Genomic DNA, 24,282 nt, shown 5'->3' with positions numbered 1-24,282 from the left:
CTAAGTTTATATAATTTCTTTATAAAAAAAGCTTAGTTTCTATAATTATAAAAACTTTATTAAGGTGAAAAAATGAGAAATTTTGTCATTGTAGCTAACTGGAAATTAAATGGTAGTATAAACATGATCTCCAGATTTTTTGAATATTTAAAGTTTCATTCATCAATATATTTAGAAAAAAAAACTATTATTATTGCACCTCCGACGATATACCTAAAAGAAGTAAATAAAAATATAAGTAATATGAATATTTTTATTGGTGCACAAAACGTAGATATAAATTTAAAAGGTTCATTTACTGGTGAAACTTCTGTTTTAATGTTACAAGATATAGGTGTAAAATATGTTATTATTGGACATTCCGAAAGACGTTTTCTACATAATGAAAATAATGATACTATTGCAAAGAAATTTTTTTTAATCAAAAAAGAAAATTTGATACCTATTTTGTGCGTAGGTGAAACAGAAAAAGATAAAAAATATGGGTGCACTAAACAAGTAATTCAAGAACAATTAAATTGTATATTAAAAAAATCAAAAAAACTAGTCTTTAAGAATGCAATAATTGCTTATGAACCTGTTTGGGCTATTGGAACAGGTTTATCAGCTGATCCAGAATATGTGCAATTAATACATAAATTTATAAAAAATCATATTGAAAAACATGATTTTATGAATATAAATGATATAATAGTTCAATATGGTGGTTCTGTTAATTGTTCTAATATAAAAAAATTTCTTGAACAACCAGATATAAATGGTTTTTTAATCGGAAATGCATCTTTAAGTCCTCAAGAGTTCTTAAAAATTATCAAAATAACTCATGATATTATTTAATATAAAAAAAATTAACTATTATTATCAATTAGTTTTTTATGTATCCAACCACCTAAATTAGCACCTAAAATTGGTCCTATTGAAGGAATTAAGCAATAAAGAATATTGTGATTTCCTCCAGTAAAAGATAAAATACCCCATCCATTTAAACTAAGAAATATTTTAGGACCTAAATCACGTGCCGGATTTAAACTTATATTGTTTAAGGGGTTTATAACTAAATTAATCATAAAAACTAAAATTCCTATTAAAATAGGCGCAATAGATTTTTTATACAAGCAATAATTATCTCTATTATTAAATTCTAATAGAACAATCATAAAAAATGCAGTTGAAAAAATTTCTATTATAAAATCAGAAATAAAACTATTATTATAGTTAGGGTATACACAAAAAATAGAAGCTAAATTAATACTTTCTTTTGTACCTCTTACAATATTGTTTGTTTTTTCAAACGAAATTAATAAATTATTATAAAAATAATAGACTATCATTGTAAAAAAAAAAGAACCTAGTATTTGAGATGTGATGTACGGTAATACCTTTCTTTTATTAAATCTAGAAGATAACCATAAAAAAATAGTAATCGCTGGATTTAAGTGAGCTCCAGATATTGAAGAACTAAAATAAATTGATATAGATACCGAAAAGCCCCAAATACAACTAATTTCAAACGGATTAAAACTAATATTTGTCAATTTTGAAGCGGCTAAACAGCCCGTACCAAAAAATATTACTAAACCTGTTCCGAAAAACTCAAAAAAACATTGTTTTATAATGTTTTTTTTTTATAAATTTTCATTTTTTAAAAACCTGTATTTATTTGTTTAAAAATTAGAGCGCCGGTAATACCGGCACTAATTTTATATTAGTATAACTTTTTAGCAGTAATTAACCAATCTTTTTTGAAAGTACGCTTCATATTTTTTAGTACACTTTTTATATCATTAAAAACCATTTTTTCATTTTGAATTCCCACGCATTGTCCTTGATGACCTTTGATTAATAATTCAACTGAATATGCACCCATTCTTGAAGCTAATATACGATCATATACTACAGGTGCTCCACCTCTTTGAATATGTCCAAGTATTGTAGCTCTAGTCTCTCGATTAGTTTTTTTTTCAATATATTGTGCCAATTCTTCTACATCACAAATATATTCTGTTATTGCAACGATGGCGTGTTTTTTCCCTTTAGCGATACCTGCTTGTATTTCAACAACTAGTTCTTCTTTTTTATAGTCGATTTCCGGTAACACAATAAATTCACATCCACCAGCAATAGCTGCCGCTAAGGTTAAATCCCCACAATATCGACCCATTACTTCTACAATAGAAATACGTTGATGTGAAGATGAAGTGTCGCGTAATCGATCAATAGCTTCAACTACTGTCTGCAAAGCAGTGAAATAACCTATTGTGTAATCAGTACCTGATACATCGTTATCTATAGTACCTGGAATGCTAATACATGGAACACCCATTTCTGTTAATTTTTGAGCTCCTACGTAAGATCCATCTCCTCCAATTACAACAAGAGCATCTATTTTCCTTTTTTTTAGATTTTGTACTGCGATAGAGCGTATTTCATCTTTATAAAAGCTAGAAAATCTAGCTGATCCTAAAAATGTTCCTCCTCTATTAATCATATCGGATACACTGTATCTATCAAGATTTACCATGCGATTTTCATATAAGCCCAAATATCCATCATAAACTCCAAATACTTCTAATTTCTCACTAAGTGCTGTTCGAACAACTCCTCTAATTGCAGCATTCATCCCTGGAGCATCTCCACCACTAGTTAAGACTCCAATTTTTTTAATCATTAGAACCTCTTTTTTTTAACTTCTATAATTTTTTTCTCTTTACTATAAAAAACATATTGATATTTTTTAATATTAATTTTATTTTAAATATAACTGCATCAGTTTAGCATTTAAATTTTAGGGGATATAAAAATTAATAAATATTTTTTAAAATAAAATTATTTTAAGTAGTACCATTTAATTGGATTGCTTTCTTTATCAAAATCTAAAATAATAGGTGTAGCAGTAGGTATATCTAACTTTAAAATTTCTTTATTATCTATTTTATTTAAATATTGTATTAAAGCACGCAAAGAATTTCCATGTGCCACAATAAGTATTTTTTTATTATTTTTTAATTGAGGAAAAATAATTTTATTCCAATAAGGAATAACTCTTTTTGCAGTGATTTCTAAACTTTCTCCAAGAGGAATATCATTAATTTTTAAATGAGAATATCGTACATCATTCCCTGGAAAACGTTTGTCTTTGATATTAATCTGAGGTGGTATAATATCGAAACTTCTTCTCCATAACATAACTTTTTTTTGTCCGTATTTTTCAATTACTTCATCTTTGTTTAATCCTTCTAATGCACCATAATGTCTTTCATTTAAACGCCAAGATTTTTCAACTAATAACCAATTTTGATTGAGTATGTCTAAAATATATCCCAAAGTATGAATTGCTCTTTTTAATACAGATGTATGCGCATAGTCGAAAAAAAAATTTTTTTGTTTTAATAAAACAGCTGCAGCTTTTGCTTCATCTTTTCCTTTTTGAGATAACTTAGCATCGTGCCATCCGGTAAATTTATTGAGTTCGTTCCATTCACTTTGACCATGTCTAATTAGAACAACTTTATTGATTTTCATTTTTCTTCTGCTTTTTGTTATTTGTGTGGTTTTTATATTTCAATAGAAAGAACCAATTTTTTGTTTATTTTTAAATATAAAAATAAAAGTACAGTTTAGAAAGAGTTTAATTACTGTACTTTTAAAGTATACTAATATCAAACCATAAAAAATATTTTTTAAATATCAATAGAAAGACGAGTAAAATCTTCTAATATGTTTTTTATATTTATTAAAAAACCCACTGATTCTTTTCCATCTATCAAACGATGGTCGTAAGATAATGCAAGATACATCATTGGAAGAATTTTAATTTTTCCGTCAATAACGACTGCGCGTTCTTGAATAGCGTGAATACCTAATATAGCTGTTTGAGGAGGGTTAATAATAGGTGTAGATAGTAATGAGCCAAAAACACCAGCATTAGTAATAGTGAAATTACCGCCTATTAATTCTTTAATATTAATTTTGTTTTGAAATCCCTTAATGGAAAATTCTTTTATTTTTTTTTCTATTTCTGACATAGACATTTTATCAGCATTTCTTAATACTGGTGTTATTAAACCTCTAGGTGTTGAAATAGCGATACTTATATCAAAATTCTTATAAAAAACTATATCAGTTTCATCTATATAAGCATTTATTTCTGGGAAATTCTTTAATCCTTGAACTACTGCTTTTACAAAAAAAGACATAAAACCAATTTTAATGTTGTATTTTTTTTTAAAGTCCTCTCCATACTTTTTACGTAAAAGTATTATTGAATTCATATTAACTTCGTTAAAAGTTGTCAGCATGGCTGTATTATTCTTACTATATAGTAAGCGTTCCGCGATTCTTTGTCTTAATCGAGTCATTTTTACTCTATATTCAAAATGATTATTTTGTTTTTCATGACTCTTCTTTAGATCTAATACATCATGATTCGATAGATTTTTATCTAATTCTTGTTCTTTTGTTTTGGCAATATTTACAACATGATTAATTTTATTACCTGTTTCTACATTTGTATTTACAGAACAATTATTATTAATATTTTGTAGTTTAATTGCTCGTCTCATAGATGGCGTAAAAAAATTTTTTTGATTATCTTGGGAGATAGGTGTTAATATTGCTTCTTTTTCTTTGTTTATAAAAATTTTTTTTTCATTTAATAAATGATTTTCTTGTTCTAGAATGTGATCATTACAAACATTATTATCAATATCACTAATTTGATTTATTTGTCCCAGTATTTGTTGTGATTTAACTATTTTCCCTTCTTCTTCAAGAATTATTTCTAATATTCCATCACACGGAGAAGATACTTCTAACATTACTTTATCTGTTTCAATATCAACTATATTATCATCATAAAAAACTTTATCTCCTATTTTTTTATACCATTTTATTACTGTTGCATCATTGATGGATTCTGGTAAATCTGGAACAAGAATATTTATTGCTTTCATTATTTATCCTATTATTAAATTGATATTTAATGCATCGTAAATTATTTTTTCTTGTTGTTTTTTATGAATAGAAGTATAACCAACAGCAGGTGAAGCAGAAGATGTACGACCAATATATTTTAATGAAGAAGATGATGGTAACATATTATTCAAATGATCTTTAATATAAAACCATGCGCCTTGATTATATGGTTCTTCTTGACACCATATATATTCTTTAATATAAAAATATTTTTTAAATATTTTTAATATATCATTTTCTGGAAATGGATATAATTGTTCAATACGAATCAATATAATAGAATTAATTTTTTTCTCACGACGATTTTGTAATAAATCATAATATATTTTTCCTGAACAAAAAATAAGACGTGTTTCTTTTTTATTTATATTATCTATTTCATCATCTATTGTTTTTTGAAATCTACCATTAATAAGCGCTGCAAAAGAAGAATTTGCCATAGGATTTCTTAAAAGAGATTTCGGAGTAAAAATAATTAATGGTTTTTGAATTTTATTAAATACTTGTTTTCGTAAAATATGAAATATTTGTGATGATGTAGTAGGTACACATATTTGCATATTTTTTTCTGCACATAGCTGAAGAAAACGCTCGATTCTAGAAGATGAATGCTCAGGTCCTTGTCCTTCATAACCATGAGGTAGCAAAAGAACTAAATTAGATTTTTTATTCCATTTTTGTTCACCAGAACTTATAAATTGATCGATTACTATTTGAGCACCATTAACAAAATCTCCAAACTGAGCTTCCCAAATAGTAAGTGTGTCAGATGAAAATAAAGAATATCCATATTCAAAAGCTAAAACTGCTTCTTCTGATAATACAGAATCCCAAATTTGAAATTTTCCTTGTTTTTCACTAATATTATTTAAAGGAATGTAAATAGAACCATCGATTTGATTGTGAATACAGGCATGACGATGAAAAAAAGTACCTCTACTGACATCCTCTCCAGAAATACGACAAGAAAATCCCTCATTAATAATTGTTGCATAAGCTAATGTTTCAGCTGCTCCCCAGTCAAATAATCTTAATTCTTGAGCCATTTTCAATCTTTCTTGATAAATTTTTTTAACTCGATAATGCATTTGAATTGAATCAGGAATAATATTAATTAAACAAGCTAAATTTTGTAAATCAGGCAATCTGATAATTTTTTTTATTTTTTTTATATTTTTTTGCTCTAAATATTTTTCATCTTTAAAATGTATTTTTTTAGATCTTGAAAAAATATGTTGACCCATTTCTAATTTAGAAGAATATTGATTTATAATTTCTGTAGTTTGTTCAGGTGTAATGATTTTTTTAGATATTAATAAATCAGAATATATTTTTCTTACGGTGGGATGATTTTTTATCTTATGATACATTACAGGTTGTGTTACGGACGGTTCATCTACTTCATTATGTCCATGACGCCTATAACAAACTAAATCTATAAATACATCCTTTTTAAATTTTTCTCTAAAATGTAGAGCTAATTGGATGGTAAAAATAGATGCTTCTACATCATCTGCATTAACATGAAAAATAGGCGCTTGAATTATTTTGGCAATATCAGTGCAATATTGACTTGAACGAAGATTTTGAGGATTAGAAGTAGTAAATCCAATTTGATTATTAATAACTATATGAACAGTTCCTCCTACTTTATAACCTTTTGTTTGAGACATATTCAATGTTTCTTGTACTATGCCTTGACCAATAATAGCAGCATCTCCATGAATACTAATAGGTAAAATGTTATTGTCTATTTTTTTTGCTTTATCAATATAAGAACGAGCCATTCCTGCAATAACAGGATTGATGATTTCTAGATGAGATGGATTACATGCCATATGAAATATTATTTTTTTTTCATCTCTTATTTCTGAAGTTCCTCCCATATGATATTTAACATCACCACTTATTTTTTTTAATAAATTTACACCATAAAATTCATCAAATAAAATTTTTGGGTTTTTATTTAAAACATTAACAAGTACATTTAATCTACCTCTATGAGCCATTCCTAATATTATCTTAGATACGTTATTTTTTTTTGAGAATCTTATGACTTCATGTAACATAGGAATTAAGGTTTCTGCTCCTTCTAAAGAAAAACGTTTAGCACCAGGAAATTTTTTTCCAATATATTTTTCTAAAGTTTCAGCATAAGTTATTTCTTTTAAAAAATTTATTTTGTTTTCTATATTGAATAAATTTTTATAAAAAGAAGATTCTATATAATTTGTAATCCATTCTTTTTCTAATAAATTATCTATGTACATATATTCGAAACCAATAGAATTTGAATAAATTTTACATAATGTTTCATATAAATTCATAATATTAGTTTCAAAATTATTACAATTTTTAAAATTAATTTTAATATTTTTTTTTAATTCTACTGATGTAAATTTATAAGATGAAAGATCTAAATCTTGAATCACATTTTGTTTTATTAATTGAAGTGGATCAATTAAAGATTTCTTATAACCTTGAGTACGAAATGAATGAATAATACAATTAACTTTATCAATAATTGAATATGCATTTGTTATTTTATCATTTATATTATCAGCATTCTCTTTATTTTCAGAAAATTCTAAAAATGCTTGATGCCACACAGGGTCTACAGATTCAGGATCTATTAAAAAATTTTTATATAATTTTTCTATATAATTTTGATTTTCTCTAGACAGCCAAGAAGATTTTAACCAATATTCTATTTTATTTTTTTTCATAATTTTCTTTTAAAAAAGTTATCACATCAAATGTCATAAACATTTTAAATCAAACATATACTTATAAGAATATATTAAATATATTTATTATTATATAATAAGAAAATATCGAACTAATTATAAAATAATAATAAATTACTTTAAAACAAATTATCATAATTGAATTTTTATTTAAAAACGTTATGCAGGATTATAAATATCAATAAAATTTACATCTAAATGATATTGGTTATGCAACCATTCACCTAAAGATTTTACGCCATATTTTTCACTTATATGATGTCCTAAAGCAAAAAAATGGATACCTAGTTCTGTAGCAATATGAGTAGTTTCTTCCGAAATTTCTCCTGTTAAAAAGGCATCAATTCCAAATTCACATGCTTGTTTAATAAAACTTTGTCCTTTACCACTACACCAAGCAATACGCTTAATATGCAATGGGGCATTTTCATATAGATGTATAGGATATTTATTAAATTCTTTTTTTATTTTATTTGCAAATTCAAAACCTGTAACTTTATTTTTGATAGTGCCCCATAAAAGACAAGGTGAAATATTACCTTGAATACAAATATTTAATTTTTTAGCTATTTGTACATTATTGCCTAGTTCGGGATGCATATCTAAAGGTAAATGCCAACTGTACAAGTTAATATTATGAGAAAGTATAGTTTTTAATCGGTTTCTTTGCATATTATGTATATATTTTGATTCATTTTTCCAAAAATAACCATGATGAACTATTATAGTATTAGCACTATACAACAATGCTTTTTCTAATAAAGCTTGACATGCCGTAACTCCTGTTATTATTTTTTTTACTATCTCCTCCCCTTCAATTTGCAAACCATTAGGAACTACATCTTGAAATTCTTTAGACGACAATTTTTTATTAATAATATTTTCTAAAGAAAAATTATTCATAAGTGTTTAACCTTTTTTTAAACTTTAATCGAGCTTGATTGAATGTTAATAAGAACTTTTTTCTACTATCATTATAATTTATTATAGGAACAGGATAATCTAATTTAATATTTTTTTCTTTTGACCATCTATGTGGTTCGTGAATATAATGATTTGGCACATGTTTTAACTCTGGAATAAATTTCTTGATAAAATCACCTGACATATCAAAAATTATTGATTGATTCAATGGATTGAACATTCGGAAATAAGGTACAGAATCGCATCCAACTGACGCTGACCATTGCCATCCTCCATTATTTAAAGCTAAATCTCCATCAATTAAATTAGACATGAAATATTTTTCACCTTTCCTCCAATTAATTAGAAGATTCTTTACTAAAAAACTAGATGTAATCATTCTTAACCTATTATGCATCCAGCCCAATTGATTTAATTGTCTCATACCGGCATCTATTATAGGAAAACCTGTACATCCTTCTTTCCAAGCATTAAAATGTTTTATATTATTCACCCAGGGAATTTCTTCTTCCCATGCAACTAATGCTTGAAATTTACTAATTTTTGGAAAACCAATTAATAAATGGTAATAAAAATCACGCCATAGTATCTGATTAAACCAGGAAGAAGTAAGAAGAATGTTTGATGAGAAATCATTTTTTATTTTTAGAAGCATCATGAGACAATATCGAGATGATATTATCCCTGAAGATAAATATGGAGATAGCATACTAGTACTTTCTAAAAAAGGAAAGTTTCGTTTAGAGGCATAATCATCAATTTTATGTATATAAAAATTTTTCAAGCGATCAATAGCTTTTTTTTCTCCAACTGGAAAAATATTTTTATCAAAATGCAAACTTAAATGTTTAAGAGACTTAAACATTGAAAAAATATCTTTATCAGGTTTTCTTTTTAAAGGAACAGGAAAACATTGGGGTATATTATCATTTAAATTCTTTATAACTTTTTTCTTAAAAAAAGTAAAAACTTTATATGTTTCATTTTTATGGTTTTTAATTTTTTTCTCAGAAAAAAAAATATTATCGTGAAAACCTTTTATGATAAATCCTTTTTCAGATAATTTTTTTTTTAATAAAACGTCTCGATTACGTTCATTTATTTCATATTGATAATTATAAAATAAATTTTTTATTTTATGTTTTTCGCAAAAATATAAAAGATATTCTATAGAATTTAAAAAATCGGTTGATTCATAATAATATAAAATGATGTTTAATTTTAATAATTCTTTTTGTAAAGATAGTAAATGGGAATAAATAAAAGATTTTTTCTTTTGCGACATAGAGTGATCACTCCATTGCTTAGGAGTGGCAATAAATAAACCTATTACTTTATCTTCATTAGAATTACATGCGTGATGCAAAGCAGTGTTATCATGTAAACGAAGGTCATTACGAAACCAAATTAAATTATTTTGCATATAATATTTGTGTTTAATATATTAATTTAGGAAAAATGTCTTATCAAAACATATTTTTTTTGTACAAAAAACTTTAATTTTTATAATTAAAATATTTATAAAAAAATTTATAATCAAATGATTATAATATAGATAAAAATAAAAACAATCGAGCAACAATTTTTTTATATGACATATATTAACGTATATTTACGTTAAAAATAAATTTCATAATAAGCAGGTTTAAAATGAAAAAAATAGGTATTTTCTTTGGAAGTGATACTGGTAATACAGAAAAGATAGCTAAATTACTTAAACAATATATAGGTAACAATACTTGTATTTTACATGATATTAGTAATTCTTCACAGAAAGACATGGAAAGTTTTAATTTTTTAATATTAGGAGTTCCTACGTGGTACTATGGTGAAGTTCAATGTGATTGGGATGATTTTTTACCAACTTTAAAAAAAATTAATTTTTCAAAGAAAACTGTCGCGTTATTTGGATGTGGTGATCAAGAAGATTACAGCGAATATTTTTGTGATGCAGTGGGTATAATTTACAATATTATAAAAAAAAATAAAGCAAAAATAATTGGTAAGTGGTCTACAAAAGAATATTTTTTTGAACAATCTAAAGCTTTATTCAATCAAGAATATTTTGTTGGATTAATTTTAGATGAAGATCGACAAGCAGAAAAAACTGAATATAGAATAAAAAAATGGGTTGAAAAAATTATGCCTGATTTTGAACTAAATAAAATATAAAAGCTGGACAATAATGAAGATATAATTTCTAAAAATGATGCTATAGTTTATTAAAATTTCACCTTTTAAAAAATGTTTAAAATAACAAGATATTAAGAATATTTATTATATAACATATTATATAAAAACATTATTTAAAAAAATTTTTTTTAGGTTATGATTTTTTAATTTAACGTCATTAACTTTATTTATTCAATAATCAATGTATTAAATCAAAATATTAATGATATTAAAAATTTTTTAAAACGTAAAAATTAGTTGGAAGAGACAAAAAAAATAGTTTTATATTTAATTTATAGATTAAGTAATAATCTTTTTTAGCTTTTTTTATTTTATTGTACAGATCAAAAAGTAATTTACTTTTACAAAAAAATATTTTTTTAAAAATACAAAAAGCAGTATTAAGTATAGACTTAATACTGCCATATAGATATAAAAATATAGATGTATCATTGTTTGATTACAGTATAAAATACTATTTTAAAAAAAAATTATATTTATATCTGTATGCCAGATACTAAAGAGACCAAATCAAGAACTTTACTAGAATAACCTGTTTCATTATCGTACCAAGAAATTAATTTAACAAAATTTTTATTTAAAGATAAACCTGCTTTAGCATCAAAAATAGAAGTTAATTCTTCACCACTAAAATCTGTAGAAACCACTTCATCTTCAGTATACCCTAGAATTCCCTTCATTTCTTTTTGCGAGGCCTGTTTGATTATTTGGCATATTTCAGCATATGTAGCTGATTTTTTATAACGCACTGTTAAATCTACTACAGATATATTTGATACTGGCACTCGAAACGCTATACCAGTGAGTTTTCCATTTAAATTTGGTAAAACTTTCCCCACAGCAATAGCAGCTCCGGTAGAAGACGGGATAATATTTTGTAATGCTCCTCTCCCACCTCTCCAATCTTTATTAGAAGCTCCATCAACAATTTTTTGCGTAGCTGTACTTGCATGTACCGTTGTCATCAAACCTTCAATTATACCCAATTCATCATCTATTACTTTAGATAAAGGGGCTAGACAATTAGTGGTGCATGATGCGTTAGATACAAGATTCTCTCCTTTATATTTATGAAAATTAGCACCTCTTACAAACATCGGAATATTATCTTTTGACGGACCTGTAATAACTACTTTTTTTGCTCCAGCTAAAATATGTTTATAAGCTTGTTCTTCTGTTAAAAAAAGACCTGTTGATTCAATTACCACATCAACTGATAGATCATGCCATATTAATTTTTCAGGATCTTTTATAGAAGTAATACGAATTCTTTTTCCATCAACAATAATATTTTCTTTATACACTTCAATATTTTTTTTAAAAACACCATGTGTAGAATCATATTTTAACATATATGCTATATATTCAGGAGTTAATAAATCATTGATAGCTATAATTTCAATATTGGAACGTTTTTGAGCAAGTCGAAAAACTACACGTCCAATACGACCAAACCCATTAATACCTACTTTAATAGTCATATTTCACCATTTTTTAGCAATTATCTTTATGATAAAAGATGTTCGGTTTTATTTTATATATTTTTTATTTCTTAATTTTTTATTAAAAAAAGAAGATTTTTAAAAAATATTTTTATTAATACTCTTTTAATACATCACTGGGATTAATTTTTGAAGCATAATATGCTGGATAGACGTTCGTAATAATTCCTATTATTATAATACTTATAAATATAACTATTATATCTAATGGATTTATTTTTAATAGAAAGAAACTTTTACAATAAATATTGTCTAATAATATATTATTCTTAAAGTTTTTTTCTAAAAATATTATTATTTTTTCAAAATTTAAGATTGTGACTACACTTATCAATAAACCAATGAAATTTCCCATGATGATAGAACGTAACCCATAATATAAAAAAGTCATTTGAATAATAAGATCATCAGCACCCATACTACGCAAGATAGCAATCTCTCGCGTTTTTTTAGATATAGTTATTAAGGAAATAGATATAATGCTAAAACATGAAATTATCACTAGCAATAAAAGCCCTAAATATACCATTATTTTAATTTTCTTGATATTATGATATATATATTTATAACTATTAATCCATGTATATACTAAAAGAGGTTTATTTATTTTTTTTGCAGCATTTAAAATAATTTGATCTGCATTAAAGGGATCAGACATGTGCAATTCAATTTTATTAATATTATCATCTAATTGAAGAAAATTTTTAAAAAAATTAATGTGCATATATCCTATATTTGAATCTAATCTTCCATTTGATTTAAATACGTCAACAATTTTTAAAGAAAAATTTCGTATTTGAGAATACAAATAATTACCTTTTTTAGATAAAAAAATCACATTAATTGAGTCGCCTTTTTTCATTGATAAACATCTTAGCAAATAAGATGAAATAATAATTTCATGGTTATGGTATTGTCTTTTAATAGAATTATTCTTTTTATATGAAGAAGAAAAAATATTTTTTAAATATTTTATGTTAGTAAAACTTTTAATCTCAATTGTTTTAATTTTATTTTTTGCAACTAATAATCCATTAGTAACAATATAAGGTTCAGCATGAACAACTCCTGGAAAAAATTTTAATTCTCTGATTACATCCCGCCATGTTAAAAATGATTTATCAGGCAATTGAATAATCCCATGAGGCAAAGTTGATAAAATTTTTTTATTTAATAATATCTGAAATCCATTTAATGCACTAAAACTCATAATTAACGCAAAAACACTAATGGAAATTCCTATTTTAGATAAAATAGAAGTTAATAGTATAGTGTAGTTTTTATTTTTCTTAAGATGCAATCTGTTTGCAATTAAAAACGGCAAAAAATTCATTGAATATTTCTTTTTAATTAATTTTTATAATTAAAGAGTTGACTACTTTTCATTTGGAATAAAATAGGTATTTTTTTTATTAAATCAGGATCATGTGTGACAATTAAGAAAGAAGTATTACAATCAAAATTTAATTGAAATATTAAATTTAAAATAATATTTGTATTATATGAATCTAGATTGCCTGTAGGTTCATCAGCTATTATTAAAGAAGGTTTATTGATAAACGCTCTGGCAACAGCAACACGTTGTCTCTCTCCTCCAGAAAGTTCAGATGGATATTTTTTTATTTTTTCTTCTAAATGAACTTTTTTTAACATATTAAAAGCTATTTCTTCAGATTCTTTTTTGCTTTTGTTGCTAATTAAAAGAGGTATTGCAACATTTTCTAATACATTAAAATCTAACATTAAATGATGAAATTGATAGATAAAACCTAATTCAACATTTCTAAATTTTGACATTTGATTAGATGACATAGAGCTAAATAATCTACCATTAAATAATATATCGCCAGAAGTAGGAGTATCTAACCCGGCAAGTAAATGTAATAAAGTAGTTTTTCCTGAACCTGATTCTCCTATAATACCAGCTATATCGCCTTTTTTTAATTCAAACGATATTTTTTTTAAAATATTAAAACTTGAATCTCCATTTTGATAAGATTTGTGTAGATTAATACATTTTATAATATTATTCATTATCTAAAATTTTAGCTGGTTTAAATTGAATAGTCTTCCAAGATGAGTAGAATGTTGCAAAAATTGCAAACAATGTAAACATAAAATTAATTAAAAAAACTTGAGATGGTATCAAAACTATTTTCATGTCAATGTCATCGAAAAAAATATTAATAAAAAATTTTAAAAAATTATTTTGTAATATGAGTGTTATGCTGATCATTGTACCCAACATATTTCCAATAATTGCAGTTCCTGAACCGAATATAATAAATATCAACATAGTTTTCCAAAACGATAATCCCTGTGTTTTTAAAATTGCAACATCATTTTTTTTATCTAATATATATATATTAAGAATTATAAATATATTTAAAATAGCTACTAGTAAAATTAATAAAAATAAAAACAACATGATATATTTTTCAATTTTTATAGCCTTAAAAAGTTCACTTTTTTGTGTTTTCCAATCTAATAAGACGAATTTATCTGCTATTTTTTTTATCTGGAAAACATCTAAAAAAAATGGATTTTTTAACCATACTCGCCAACCAGTAATATAATTTTTAGAATAGTTCAGAAAATTTAAACTATCTTCTTTATTCATTAAAATTTGATAATAATCAACTTCATTATGGGTTGAAAAAATACTAATAATTTTAAATATCTGTGGATTTAAATTTTTTTTTGAAAAAAAAATATTTTTATAAGATAAAAGAATTAATTTAATTTTATCGCCAATATAAACATTTAGCTTTTTAGCTAATTGATCTCCTATAATTATATTACAATATCCTGGTTGAAGTACATGTAAAATATTTTTTATATTGTAATTATTTACATTATAATAGTTTGTACTGTCAATTCCAATTATTTCTGCTGTAGTAATATTACTTTTGCTTTTCACAATAACTTCTTTTCTAATAAAATCAGAAATTTTTTCAATATTATTTAATTTTAAAATCTTTTTAGGAAAATCAGATTTTTTAATATATTGACTTTCATTTGTTATTATTAAATGAGGAGTAAAGGATAAAATATTTTTTTTAAAATTTTCTTCGGAGCCATTCATCATAGATATTATAATAATTAACGAAGCTGTACTAATACTTATTCCTATAACAGATAAAATTGTAATAATTTTTTTAAATGTTGGTAGACGTACGTTCCATAGATAACGAAAAGCAATAAAAAGAGATATAGGTTTATACATTCTGATATCATTTTAAATTTATAAAGATTTTTATTAAAAATTCTCGTTTTTTATTAAAATAAAAATGAGAATTTTAGAAACATCTGGAAAAGTTTTTTATGACATTCTTCTATCACATAAAAAAAATTATTTTTCTTTATTTTTTTAATATGTCTTAATATAACAAAATGACTAAATTTTTAACATTTATTAAATATAACATTTGCAAAATAAATTAAATTTTATTTTGAAGAATCTGAAATTATTTTATTGAATATAAATTCAATAAAATTATCTAAAAATATTTTTTTTAATACTATAAAAAAATACGATATGATAGTAATCATATCCTTATGGTTAAAACAATATCTATTGAAGATCTATTATTACTTTTTTTTAAAGAAATACTCTTTTATGAAAATTATAAACAACAACATTTTAAAAAATAAAAGTGCTGATAATTTTAAATACCAAAGATTATTAAGCATATTTTATAATATTAAAAATCAAAAAAACATTAATAAATTAATGTCTTTTTTATATTCATTTTCAGGAAAAATAATATTTTCTTTGAAAAAAGAAGAATCTTTAAAAAAAATTTTAAATTTTTTAATAAGGAATAAAATTTATCCAAAATATATAAAAAAAACTACTGATATTAGTATGAAAGTAAATTACTTCTATATGATAGAAGAGCTCCAAAATGGGTTTTTAGATAAAAAAAACAATCTTTTATATATTTGCACAAGAGATTTATTACCAGTTTTGATTAATGATAAAAACACTTCTGAAAAAAAAAAAATTAATGTCCTAAAAAAAAGTAATTTATCTCAACTCATATTAAATGATCCCATTATACATATTGAACATGGCGTTGGAAGATATCAGGGATTGACTATGATAAAAACAGCCAGTATTCAATCTGAATATTTAATTATTTCATATGCAGAAGGAGATAAATTATATGTACCCGTTTCGTATCTGCATCTTATTTCACCTTATAATAAGACCTCAATAGAAAATGCTCCTCTTCATAAATTGGGTGGTGATGATTGGAATAAAGAAAAAAATAAAATCAGAAAAACTATTTATGATCATGCTGCACAATTATTACAAATTTATGCTATAAGAGCATCAAAAAAGGGATTTGCATTTAAAAAATATCAAGAAAAATACGAGTATTTTTGTAATGATTGTGCTTTTAAAACAACCGAAGATCAAAATAAAGTAATGAAACTTGTACTAAAAGATATGTCTGAATCCATTCCTATGGATCGTTTAATTTGTGGTGATGTAGGTTTTGGAAAAACAGAAATTGCAATGCGAGCCTCTTTTGTAGCTGTATCTAACAATAAACAAGTGGCTATTTTAGTACCAACTACTTTATTAGCACAACAACATTATAAAAATTTTAAAATACGATTTTCTAATTGGCCTGTTATCATTAATATAATGTCTAGATTTCAAACAAAAAAGGAACAAAATTTAATTCTTACAAACACTCAAAATGGTAAAATTAATATTTTAATAGGTACTCATAAACTATTATTTAAAAAAATAGAATGGCATAATCTAGGATTATTAATTATTGATGAAGAACATAGATTTGGTGTAAGTCATAAAGAAATTATAAAAAAAATATATTCTAATGTTGATATACTGACTTTAACAGCCACACCTATACCTCGCACTTTAAATATGGCAATGACTGGCATAAAAGATTTATCTATTATAGAAAAACCTCCAGCTGAAAGATTAGCTATTAAAACTTTTATTCAAGAATATAATCCTTTATTAATAAGAAAGACAATATTACGTGAAATATCAAGAGGTGGCCAAGTTTATTATATATATAATAAAGTTAAAAATATTATTAATATTGCTGAAAAATTATCAATACTGATCCCTGAAGCTGATATTAAAATAGGTCATGGAAAAATGAAGAATATTCATTTAAAAAAGGTCATGAATGAATTTTGTAACAATATGTTTAATGTTTTAATTTGTACGACAATTATTGAAAGTGGTGTTGATATACCAAGAGCAAACACGATTATTATTGAAAATTCTGATCATTTTGGACTATCTCAACTTCATCAACTTCGCGGGCGTGTTGGTAGATCGAATCGTCAAGCATACGCTTTATTTATTGTGAATAATTTTAATAAAATTACTTCAGATGCAAAAAAAAGATTGGAGGCGATTTCATCAGTTGATAACTTCGGAGGTGGTTTTTCTCTATCTAATCAAGATATTGAAATTAGAGGAGTGGGTGAAATATTAGGTAAAGAACAAAGTGGACATATAAAAAATATAGGATTTTCTTTATATATGAAATTATTGAACAATACAATTAAATTACTAAAAAGTGGAAAAGTTTTATCTGAAAATGAATTTTTAAAAAAATCATTGGAAATTGAATTGCATGCATCTTCTTTATTACCTGATAATTATATAGTAGATGTTAATACAAGACTATTTTTTTATAGGAATATTTCAAATGCTAAAAATGAGAAACAAATAGAAGAAATAAAATGTGAATTAATTAATCAATTTGGAAAATTACCTGATTTTGCTAAAAATTTAATTTTAATTTCTAAAATTCGATTAATAGCAAAAAAAATTGGTATTCAATCTATTAAATCTAATAACAAGATCGGTGTAATAGAATTTAATAATAAAATTTCTATAAATGTTGAATATTTGCTGAAAATTTTTAAAGAAGAACCAAGTAAATGGAAAATGGAAAGTTCAAAAAAAATAAAATTTATTTTAAATTTTGAAAATGATTATTTACGCTTAAAATGGATTATGAATTTATTAAGAAATTTAAGTTTTAAAAGTTTTTAAGTTTAATTTAATATAAATATATTTTAAGATCACTATTAAATATTTTTATTATTTAAATTATTTTAAAAAATTTTTATGACATAATAATTAAAAATTTTATTTAAAATATTGAAGGAATGATATGAAACAGATTGTTTATATTGCAAATTCAGAAAGTAAAAATATAGAAGTATGGAATTTATATGACGATGGATATATGAATTTAGTACAAACAATTGACGTAGACGGACAAATTCAACCTATAAAAATTATTAAAAATAAAAATTTATTATATGCTGGAATTTCTCCTAACAATAAGATTGTTACATATTCTATAGAAAGAAATGGTTTTTTAGAAAAGAAAAATGAACTTAATATTCCAGGGAAAGCCAATTATATTTCTTTTGATCAAAGGGAAGAGTTTTTATTCTGTAGTTCTTATCATTCAAACTGCATTAGTGTGAGTCCATTAAATCAAAATGGTATACCACAAAATCCAATACAAATTATTCATAATATAGAAGGTTGTCACGCGGCTAAAATTAATTATAAATATAATATATTATTTGTCATGTCTCTTAAAGAAGATGCTATTTATTTATATCATTTAACAAATTTTGGAATATTGAAAAGTACTGAACAAAAAATACTTTATACTCAAAAAGAATCAGGACCTCGTCATCTTGTCTTTCATCCTAACCAAGATTTTATGTATACTATAAACGAATTAAATGGAACTATAGACACATGGAAAATATATAAAAAAAATAACATTATAAAAATAAAAAAAATACAGAACACTAATATATTAAATAATCAATTTTCAGAAAATTATTGGTCTTCTGATATTCATTTAACATCATGCGGTCGTTTTTTATATGCTTCTGATCGATTTTTTAATACAATTTCATTATTTCATATAAATAAACACGATAATACAATCATTTTTTTTAAAAGTTATCAAACAGAAGAACAACCTCGATCATTTCATATAAATTCTAATAATACATATTTATTAGTTGCTGGTGAAAAATCAAATACATTTGTTATATATAGTATTTCTAATACTACTGGTGAATTAATAAAAATAAATGTTTATGCTACTGGTCAAAGACCTATCTGGATACTCAGTCATAAATTATATTAATATTTAATTCACATGAACAATTTAGTATTATTTAAGGCCATTGTAATAACATTAGTTAATTTTTTTAATGCATGAGAGCTTATAGTATAAGGTGGCACAATATAAATTAATTTTTTAAATGGTCTAATCCATACACCGTTTTCAACAAAAAATTTCTGTATTGAAAACATGTTAACTAAACGAGAACATTCAATTACACCAATAGCTCCTAATATACGAATATCAATTACATAAGGATGATCAATTAATGGTAATAAATTTTTAAATAATTGTTTTTCTATATTAGATACTTGTGTTTTCCATTGATTAGTTTTTAAAATTTTTATATTTGCATTTGCAACTGCACATGCTAACGGATTACCCATATAGGTTGGACCATGCATAAAACAACCTGTTTTACTGTTACTAATAGTATCAGCAATATGACGTGAAGCTAAGGTAGCAGCTAAAGTTATTGTTCCACCTGTCATTGATTTTCCTAAACACAATATATCTGGTATAACATTCGCATGTTCAAAAGCAAATATTTTTCCAGTTCGGCCAAATCCGGTTGCAATTTCATCAAAAATTATTGGAATGGAATAATGATCACATAAAATTTTTATTTTTTTTAAATACGTTGGGTGATAGAAATTCATCCCCCCTACACCTTGTACTATAGGTTCAAGTATAACTCCTGCTATTTTAGATGAATTTTCTTCTATTATTTTTTGAAAAGAGATAAGATCGTTAGCATCCCAATCTTTATAAAAAGAAGAAATTGGTGCATCTGCAAAAAGATTTGTTGGCAATAAATTATTGTATATTTTATGAAAAGAATTTTCAGGATCCGAGACTGACATAGCAGCAAAGGTATCCCCATGATAACCATTTCGAATAGTTAAGAATAATTTTCTTTTTTGACCTAATGATTGCCAATATTGTATTAGCATTTTCATTGCTACTTCAACAGCAACTGAGCCAGAATCAGATAGAAAAACACAGTCTAATTTTTCTGGGGTTAATGAAATTAATTTCCGACAAAGTGCAATAGCAGATGGATGTGTAATTCCACCAAACATTACATGAGACATTTTTCTTATCTGTTTTTTTAAAGCTTTATTTAAAATAGGATGATTATAGCCATGTATTACAGACCACCATGAAGACATGCCATCTATTATATTTTTACCGTTTTTTAATTTTAAATACACTCCTTTGGCAGATATAACAGTATAACAAGGAACTGGATTAATCATAGAGGCATAAGGATGCCAAATGTGTTTGTAATCAAAAAACGTATCAGATTGACTCATGATTATTTATATATAAAATATTAAATAATTAAGTATAAACGTTTACTTAAATAAAATCATAATTTTTTCGGAGATAATATGAAAAAAAAATGGACTATCGAAAAAACAAACATACTTTTTAAAAAACCATTTTTTGATCTTATGTTTGAAGCTCAAAAAAAACATAGAAAATATTTTAATCCTAATACAATACAAATCAGCACATTACTTTCGATAAAAACTGGATCTTGTCCAGAAGATTGTAAATATTGTCCACAAAGTGCTAGATATAAAACAGGTTTAAAAAAAGAGCCTTTGTTAGAAATAAAACAAATTCTTAATGCTGCAAAAAAAGCAAAATCTTCAGGTTCTAGTCGATTTTGTATGGGTGCTGCATGGAAAAATCCAAAAGAAAAAGATATGCCTTATTTAGAAGAAATTATTAAAAAAATAAAAAAAATGGGCATGGAAACTTGCATGACTTTAGGAACTTTAAATGATTCACAAGCACAAAAATTAGCAAACGCAGGTTTAGATTTTTATAATCATAACCTGGATACATCAAAGAATTTTTATAGTAGCATTATTACTACTCGAACATATCAAGAAAGATTAAACACTTTACATATTGTTCGTAATGCAGGAATGAAAATTTGTTCTGGAGGAATTGTGGGTTTAGGGGAAAAAAAAGAAGATCGTATTGAATTATTAATGGAATTAGCTAATTTAGCTATTCAACCGGAAAGCGTACCTATTAATATGTTAGTTAAAATCCCCGGAACACCTATGGAACACAATGAAAATGTAGAATTATTTGATTTTATTCGTGTGATTGCAGCAGCTCGTATTATGATGCCCAAATCTTATATTAGATTGTCTGCTGGACGTCAAAAAATGAATGATCAAACTCAAGCTATGTGTTTTATGGCCGGAGCTAATTCTATTTTTTATGGGTGCAAATTACTTACAGCAGATAATCCGGAAGAAAAACACGATTTAGAATTATTTGAAAAATTGAATTTACATCCTGAATATAAAAAACAACCTATTTTAAAGCAAGAAAAATATAATTCTATTATAGAATCGTTAAAAATTAATAAAGACCAATACTATAATGCAGCTATATTATAATGTATAATATTATGTAGTTTGCTTTTAAACACTTAAATGATTAAAAATTTTATAAATATTTTAAATATAAAAATTTTTCTTTTTTAAAATATCAGGTAATTATTTTTAATTAGAATAATTTTGTTTTTTAATTTTAGAGTAACTTGATATTATAGTTCTATGTTATTAAATCAAATATACATAATAAATTATATCAAGTTACTCAATGTGGAGGAATTTTAACATTTACATAATTTTTTCCTAAAAGAAAAATTAATAGCATGAAAAAATTTTACTGATATTAATTATATTAAATAAAACATCTTTCTTTAATTATATACTAACCATTCAAAAAAAGATTTTGTCATGATTAAAAAATTTTTTGTTACCGGTACAGATACAAATGTAGGAAAAACAATCATAAGCAGTATTTTATTAAAAAAAGCTACTGCGGCAGGATATAAAACAGCAGGATATAAACCTGTATCTTCTGGATATCATAACACATCATGTAGTATTTTGAATAATGATGCCGTTGCTCTTAAAAAAAGTAGTTCAATAATATTAAGCACTAAAGAAATTAATCCAATTTCATTTTTTGAAAATGCTCCTCCTCATATTTTAAGCATATTTAAAAAAAAGAATATTAAAACAGAAGAATTATCTTTAGGTTTAAAAAATATTACAAATAAAAGTAATTGGATTTTAGTAGAAGGTGCTGGTGGATGGTATACACCGTTATCTTATAAAGATACTTTTTCAAATTGGGTAAAACAAGAAAAATTAACTGTAATCATCATTATTCCAATTAAACTAGGATGTATTAACCATGCAATTTTAACGGAAAAAGCTATTATTTCAGAAAATATAAAATGCGGAGGCTGGATTGCTAATAATATTTTTCCAAAAGATAAATATAACATATATTACATCCAAACTTTGTTAAGTTATATTAAATCTCCATTTTTAGGCGAAGTTCCGTATTTAAAAAATAAAAATAAAATAAATTTTAAAAAAATAAAAATTAAATTACCTGAGTGACAGATTAAAATACATTTTTAAAAATGTTATTTTATTATTATCAATATAATAATTAACAAAGATGGATATATTTAATGTTTAAATATAAACAGGATATTTCGAACAAATTTCTAATACTTTCTTTTTAATCTTAACAATATTATTAAGATCGTTTACATCATTTAGAATACTAGATATCCAATCTGATACTTTAGCAACTTCGTTTTCTTTAAATCCTCTTCTAGTAACAGCAGGTGTTCCAATACGTATACCTGAAGTAACAAAAGGACTTTTTGAATCATCAGGTATGGTGTTTTTGTTAATAGTTATATTTGCTTTACCTAAAGCGATATCAGCATCTTGACCTGTTAGGTTATTATTAGTCAAATCAATTAAAAACAAATGATTATAAGTGTTACCGGATATTATCTTATATCCCTTTTCTAAAAATTTTTGAACCATAAACTGAGAATTTTTTACTATTTGTTTTTGGTATTCTTTAAATTTTGGTTCTAAAGCTTCTTTAAATGCAATTGCTTTTCCGGCAATTACATGCATAAGCGGTCCTCCTTGTGCACCAGGAAAAACTGACAAATTTAATTTTTTATATAACATATCGCTTCCATTTTTAGCAAGAATAAGTCCACCACGAGGCCCTGCTAATGTTTTATGAGTAGTTGTTGTAACAACATGTGCATAATTAATAGGATTTGGATAAATTTGTGCAGCTACTAAACCAGCAATATGTGCCATATCTACAACAAAATAAGCATTAACTTCATCTGCAATAATACGCATTTTTTTCCAATCACAAATACCGGAATATGCTGAAAAACCTCCAATAATCATTTTTGGTTGATATTTTTTAGTTAATTTTAATAATTCCTCATAATCAATTTCGCCGTTTTTATCTACTCCGTATGAAATAACATTGTACATTTTACCTGAGAAATTTACAGGAGATCCGTGAGTTAAATGACCTCCATGAGATAACTTCATTCCTAATATTGTGTCACCAGGTTTTAAAAGCGCTGTATAAACAGAAAAATTAGCTTGAGAACCAGAATGAGGTTGTACGTTGGCATAGTCAGCATTAAATAGTTTTTTTGCACGATTAATTGCTAACTCTTCTATTATATCTACATATTTACAACCACCATAATATCGTTTTCCAGGATAACCTTCTGCGTATTTATTAGTTAATTGCGAACCTTGCGCATACATAACATGCTGACTTGCATAATTTTCTGATGCAATTAGTTCTATGTGGTTTTCTTGTCTTTTTTTTTCTTGTTCTATTGCAGACCATAGTTGTGGATCATATTTTGAAAAATCTATTTTATTGTTTAACATTATT

At 24.8% G+C, this 24,282-nt stretch carries 19 protein-coding genes; 6 read left to right on the top strand and 13 right to left on the bottom strand.

All coding sequences use genetic code 11. From position 1 onward, the window contains the following. Nucleotides 1–72 precede the first annotated feature (72 nt). Complete coding sequence (tpiA, locus tag D9V77_RS01535; protein WP_158338410.1) at nucleotides 73–837, top strand: triose-phosphate isomerase; 765 nt, start codon at nucleotides 73–75, stop codon at nucleotides 835–837. Between the two features lie 11 nt (nucleotides 838–848). On the opposite strand, the gene D9V77_RS01530 is transcribed toward tpiA, so the two are convergent. From D9V77_RS01530 to phrB, 7 genes are all read right to left on the bottom strand, one after another. Further along, on the bottom strand, nucleotides 849–1,616 hold the full coding sequence (locus D9V77_RS01530) for an MIP/aquaporin family protein (protein ID WP_158338408.1): 768 nt from the start codon (nucleotides 1,614–1,616) through the stop codon (nucleotides 849–851). An 89-nt stretch (nucleotides 1,617–1,705) separates the two neighbouring features. Next, a complete protein-coding gene (gene pfkA / locus D9V77_RS01525; protein WP_158338406.1) occupies nucleotides 1,706–2,668 on the bottom strand; it encodes a 6-phosphofructokinase in 963 nt (320 codons plus the stop codon). Between the two features lie 158 nt (nucleotides 2,669–2,826). Next, a complete protein-coding gene (gene gpmA / locus D9V77_RS01520; RefSeq protein WP_158338404.1) occupies nucleotides 2,827–3,522 on the bottom strand; it encodes a 2,3-diphosphoglycerate-dependent phosphoglycerate mutase in 696 nt (231 codons plus the stop codon). Nucleotides 3,523–3,680: 158 nt separating this feature from the next. Then, on the bottom strand, nucleotides 3,681–4,952 hold the full coding sequence (gene sucB / locus D9V77_RS01515) for a dihydrolipoyllysine-residue succinyltransferase (protein WP_158338402.1): 1,272 nt from the start codon (nucleotides 4,950–4,952) through the stop codon (nucleotides 3,681–3,683). Between the two features lie 3 nt (nucleotides 4,953–4,955). Continuing rightward, nucleotides 4,956–7,700, bottom strand: coding sequence for a 2-oxoglutarate dehydrogenase E1 component (locus tag D9V77_RS01510; protein WP_158338400.1), 2,745 nt, complete (start codon nucleotides 7,698–7,700; stop codon nucleotides 4,956–4,958). A 180-nt stretch (nucleotides 7,701–7,880) separates the two neighbouring features. Further along, complete coding sequence (locus tag D9V77_RS01505) at nucleotides 7,881–8,624, bottom strand: Nif3-like dinuclear metal center hexameric protein (RefSeq protein ID WP_158338398.1); 744 nt, start codon at nucleotides 8,622–8,624, stop codon at nucleotides 7,881–7,883. Then, a complete protein-coding gene (phrB, locus tag D9V77_RS01500; protein WP_158338396.1) occupies nucleotides 8,617–10,068 on the bottom strand; it encodes a deoxyribodipyrimidine photo-lyase in 1,452 nt (483 codons plus the stop codon). The genes D9V77_RS01505 and phrB overlap by 8 nt, the downstream gene beginning before the upstream one ends. A 227-nt stretch (nucleotides 10,069–10,295) precedes the next feature. On the opposite strand from phrB, the gene fldA reads away from it, so the two are divergent. Then, nucleotides 10,296–10,817 (top strand): flavodoxin FldA, encoded by a 522-nt coding sequence (gene fldA / locus D9V77_RS01495; RefSeq protein ID WP_158338394.1) that lies wholly within the window; start codon nucleotides 10,296–10,298, stop codon nucleotides 10,815–10,817. Between the two features lie 497 nt (nucleotides 10,818–11,314). Here the strand turns inward: fldA and gap are convergent, their stop codons facing one another. The 4 genes from gap to D9V77_RS01475 form a co-directional block, all read right to left on the bottom strand. Continuing rightward, the gene (gene gap / locus D9V77_RS01490) at nucleotides 11,315–12,319 is read right to left on the bottom strand and encodes a type I glyceraldehyde-3-phosphate dehydrogenase (RefSeq protein WP_158338392.1); all 1,005 of its coding nucleotides are present in this window, start codon (nucleotides 12,317–12,319) and stop codon (nucleotides 11,315–11,317) included. Nucleotides 12,320–12,434: 115 nt separating this feature from the next. Beyond that, entirely contained in the window at nucleotides 12,435–13,673 is a 1,239-nt protein-coding gene (locus D9V77_RS01485; RefSeq protein ID WP_158338390.1) for an FtsX-like permease family protein, read from the bottom strand. A gap of 17 nt (nucleotides 13,674–13,690) precedes the next feature. Further along, nucleotides 13,691–14,374 carry a lipoprotein-releasing ABC transporter ATP-binding protein LolD gene (lolD, locus tag D9V77_RS01480; protein WP_158338388.1) on the bottom strand — a complete coding sequence of 228 codons (684 nt, stop codon included), beginning with the start codon at nucleotides 14,372–14,374 and terminating at the stop codon, nucleotides 13,691–13,693. Further along, nucleotides 14,367–15,566: an ABC transporter permease gene (locus tag D9V77_RS01475; protein ID WP_158338386.1), complete on the bottom strand. Its 1,200-nt coding sequence runs from the start codon at nucleotides 15,564–15,566 to the stop codon at nucleotides 14,367–14,369. The genes lolD and D9V77_RS01475 overlap by 8 nt, the downstream gene beginning before the upstream one ends. Nucleotides 15,567–15,959: 393 nt before the next feature. Between D9V77_RS01475 and mfd the strand changes: the two genes are divergently transcribed. Both mfd and pgl read left to right on the top strand, forming a co-directional pair. Then, the gene (mfd, locus tag D9V77_RS01470) at nucleotides 15,960–18,395 is read left to right on the top strand and encodes a transcription-repair coupling factor (protein WP_158338384.1); all 2,436 of its coding nucleotides are present in this window, start codon (nucleotides 15,960–15,962) and stop codon (nucleotides 18,393–18,395) included. A gap of 121 nt (nucleotides 18,396–18,516) precedes the next feature. Beyond that, nucleotides 18,517–19,521 carry a 6-phosphogluconolactonase gene (gene pgl, locus D9V77_RS01465; protein WP_158338382.1) on the top strand — a complete coding sequence of 335 codons (1,005 nt, stop codon included), beginning with the start codon at nucleotides 18,517–18,519 and terminating at the stop codon, nucleotides 19,519–19,521. A gap of 8 nt (nucleotides 19,522–19,529) precedes the next feature. Here pgl and bioA read toward each other — a convergent pair whose 3' ends face one another. Continuing rightward, the gene (bioA, locus tag D9V77_RS01460; protein ID WP_158338380.1) at nucleotides 19,530–20,816 is read right to left on the bottom strand and encodes an adenosylmethionine--8-amino-7-oxononanoate transaminase; all 1,287 of its coding nucleotides are present in this window, start codon (nucleotides 20,814–20,816) and stop codon (nucleotides 19,530–19,532) included. 78 nt (nucleotides 20,817–20,894) lie between these two features. On the opposite strand from bioA, the gene bioB reads away from it, so the two are divergent. After that, complete coding sequence (bioB, locus tag D9V77_RS01455; RefSeq protein ID WP_158338378.1) at nucleotides 20,895–21,926, top strand: biotin synthase BioB; 1,032 nt, start codon at nucleotides 20,895–20,897, stop codon at nucleotides 21,924–21,926. 345 nt (nucleotides 21,927–22,271) lie between these two features. Continuing rightward, nucleotides 22,272–22,946 (top strand): dethiobiotin synthase, encoded by a 675-nt coding sequence (bioD, locus tag D9V77_RS01450; RefSeq protein WP_158338376.1) that lies wholly within the window; start codon nucleotides 22,272–22,274, stop codon nucleotides 22,944–22,946. A gap of 78 nt (nucleotides 22,947–23,024) precedes the next feature. Here the strand turns inward: bioD and glyA are convergent, their stop codons facing one another. Next, the gene (gene glyA / locus D9V77_RS01445) at nucleotides 23,025–24,278 is read right to left on the bottom strand and encodes a serine hydroxymethyltransferase (RefSeq protein WP_158338374.1); all 1,254 of its coding nucleotides are present in this window, start codon (nucleotides 24,276–24,278) and stop codon (nucleotides 23,025–23,027) included. Nucleotides 24,279–24,282: the final 4 nt, after the last annotated feature.

The organism is Buchnera aphidicola (Sitobion avenae) (assembly GCF_005082585.1).
GTDB classification, from domain to species: Bacteria; Pseudomonadota; Gammaproteobacteria; order Enterobacterales; family Enterobacteriaceae; genus Buchnera; species Buchnera aphidicola_Z.
The sequence above is the reverse complement of the archived record's forward strand: the minus strand, read 5'-3'. Positions and strand labels throughout refer to the sequence as shown.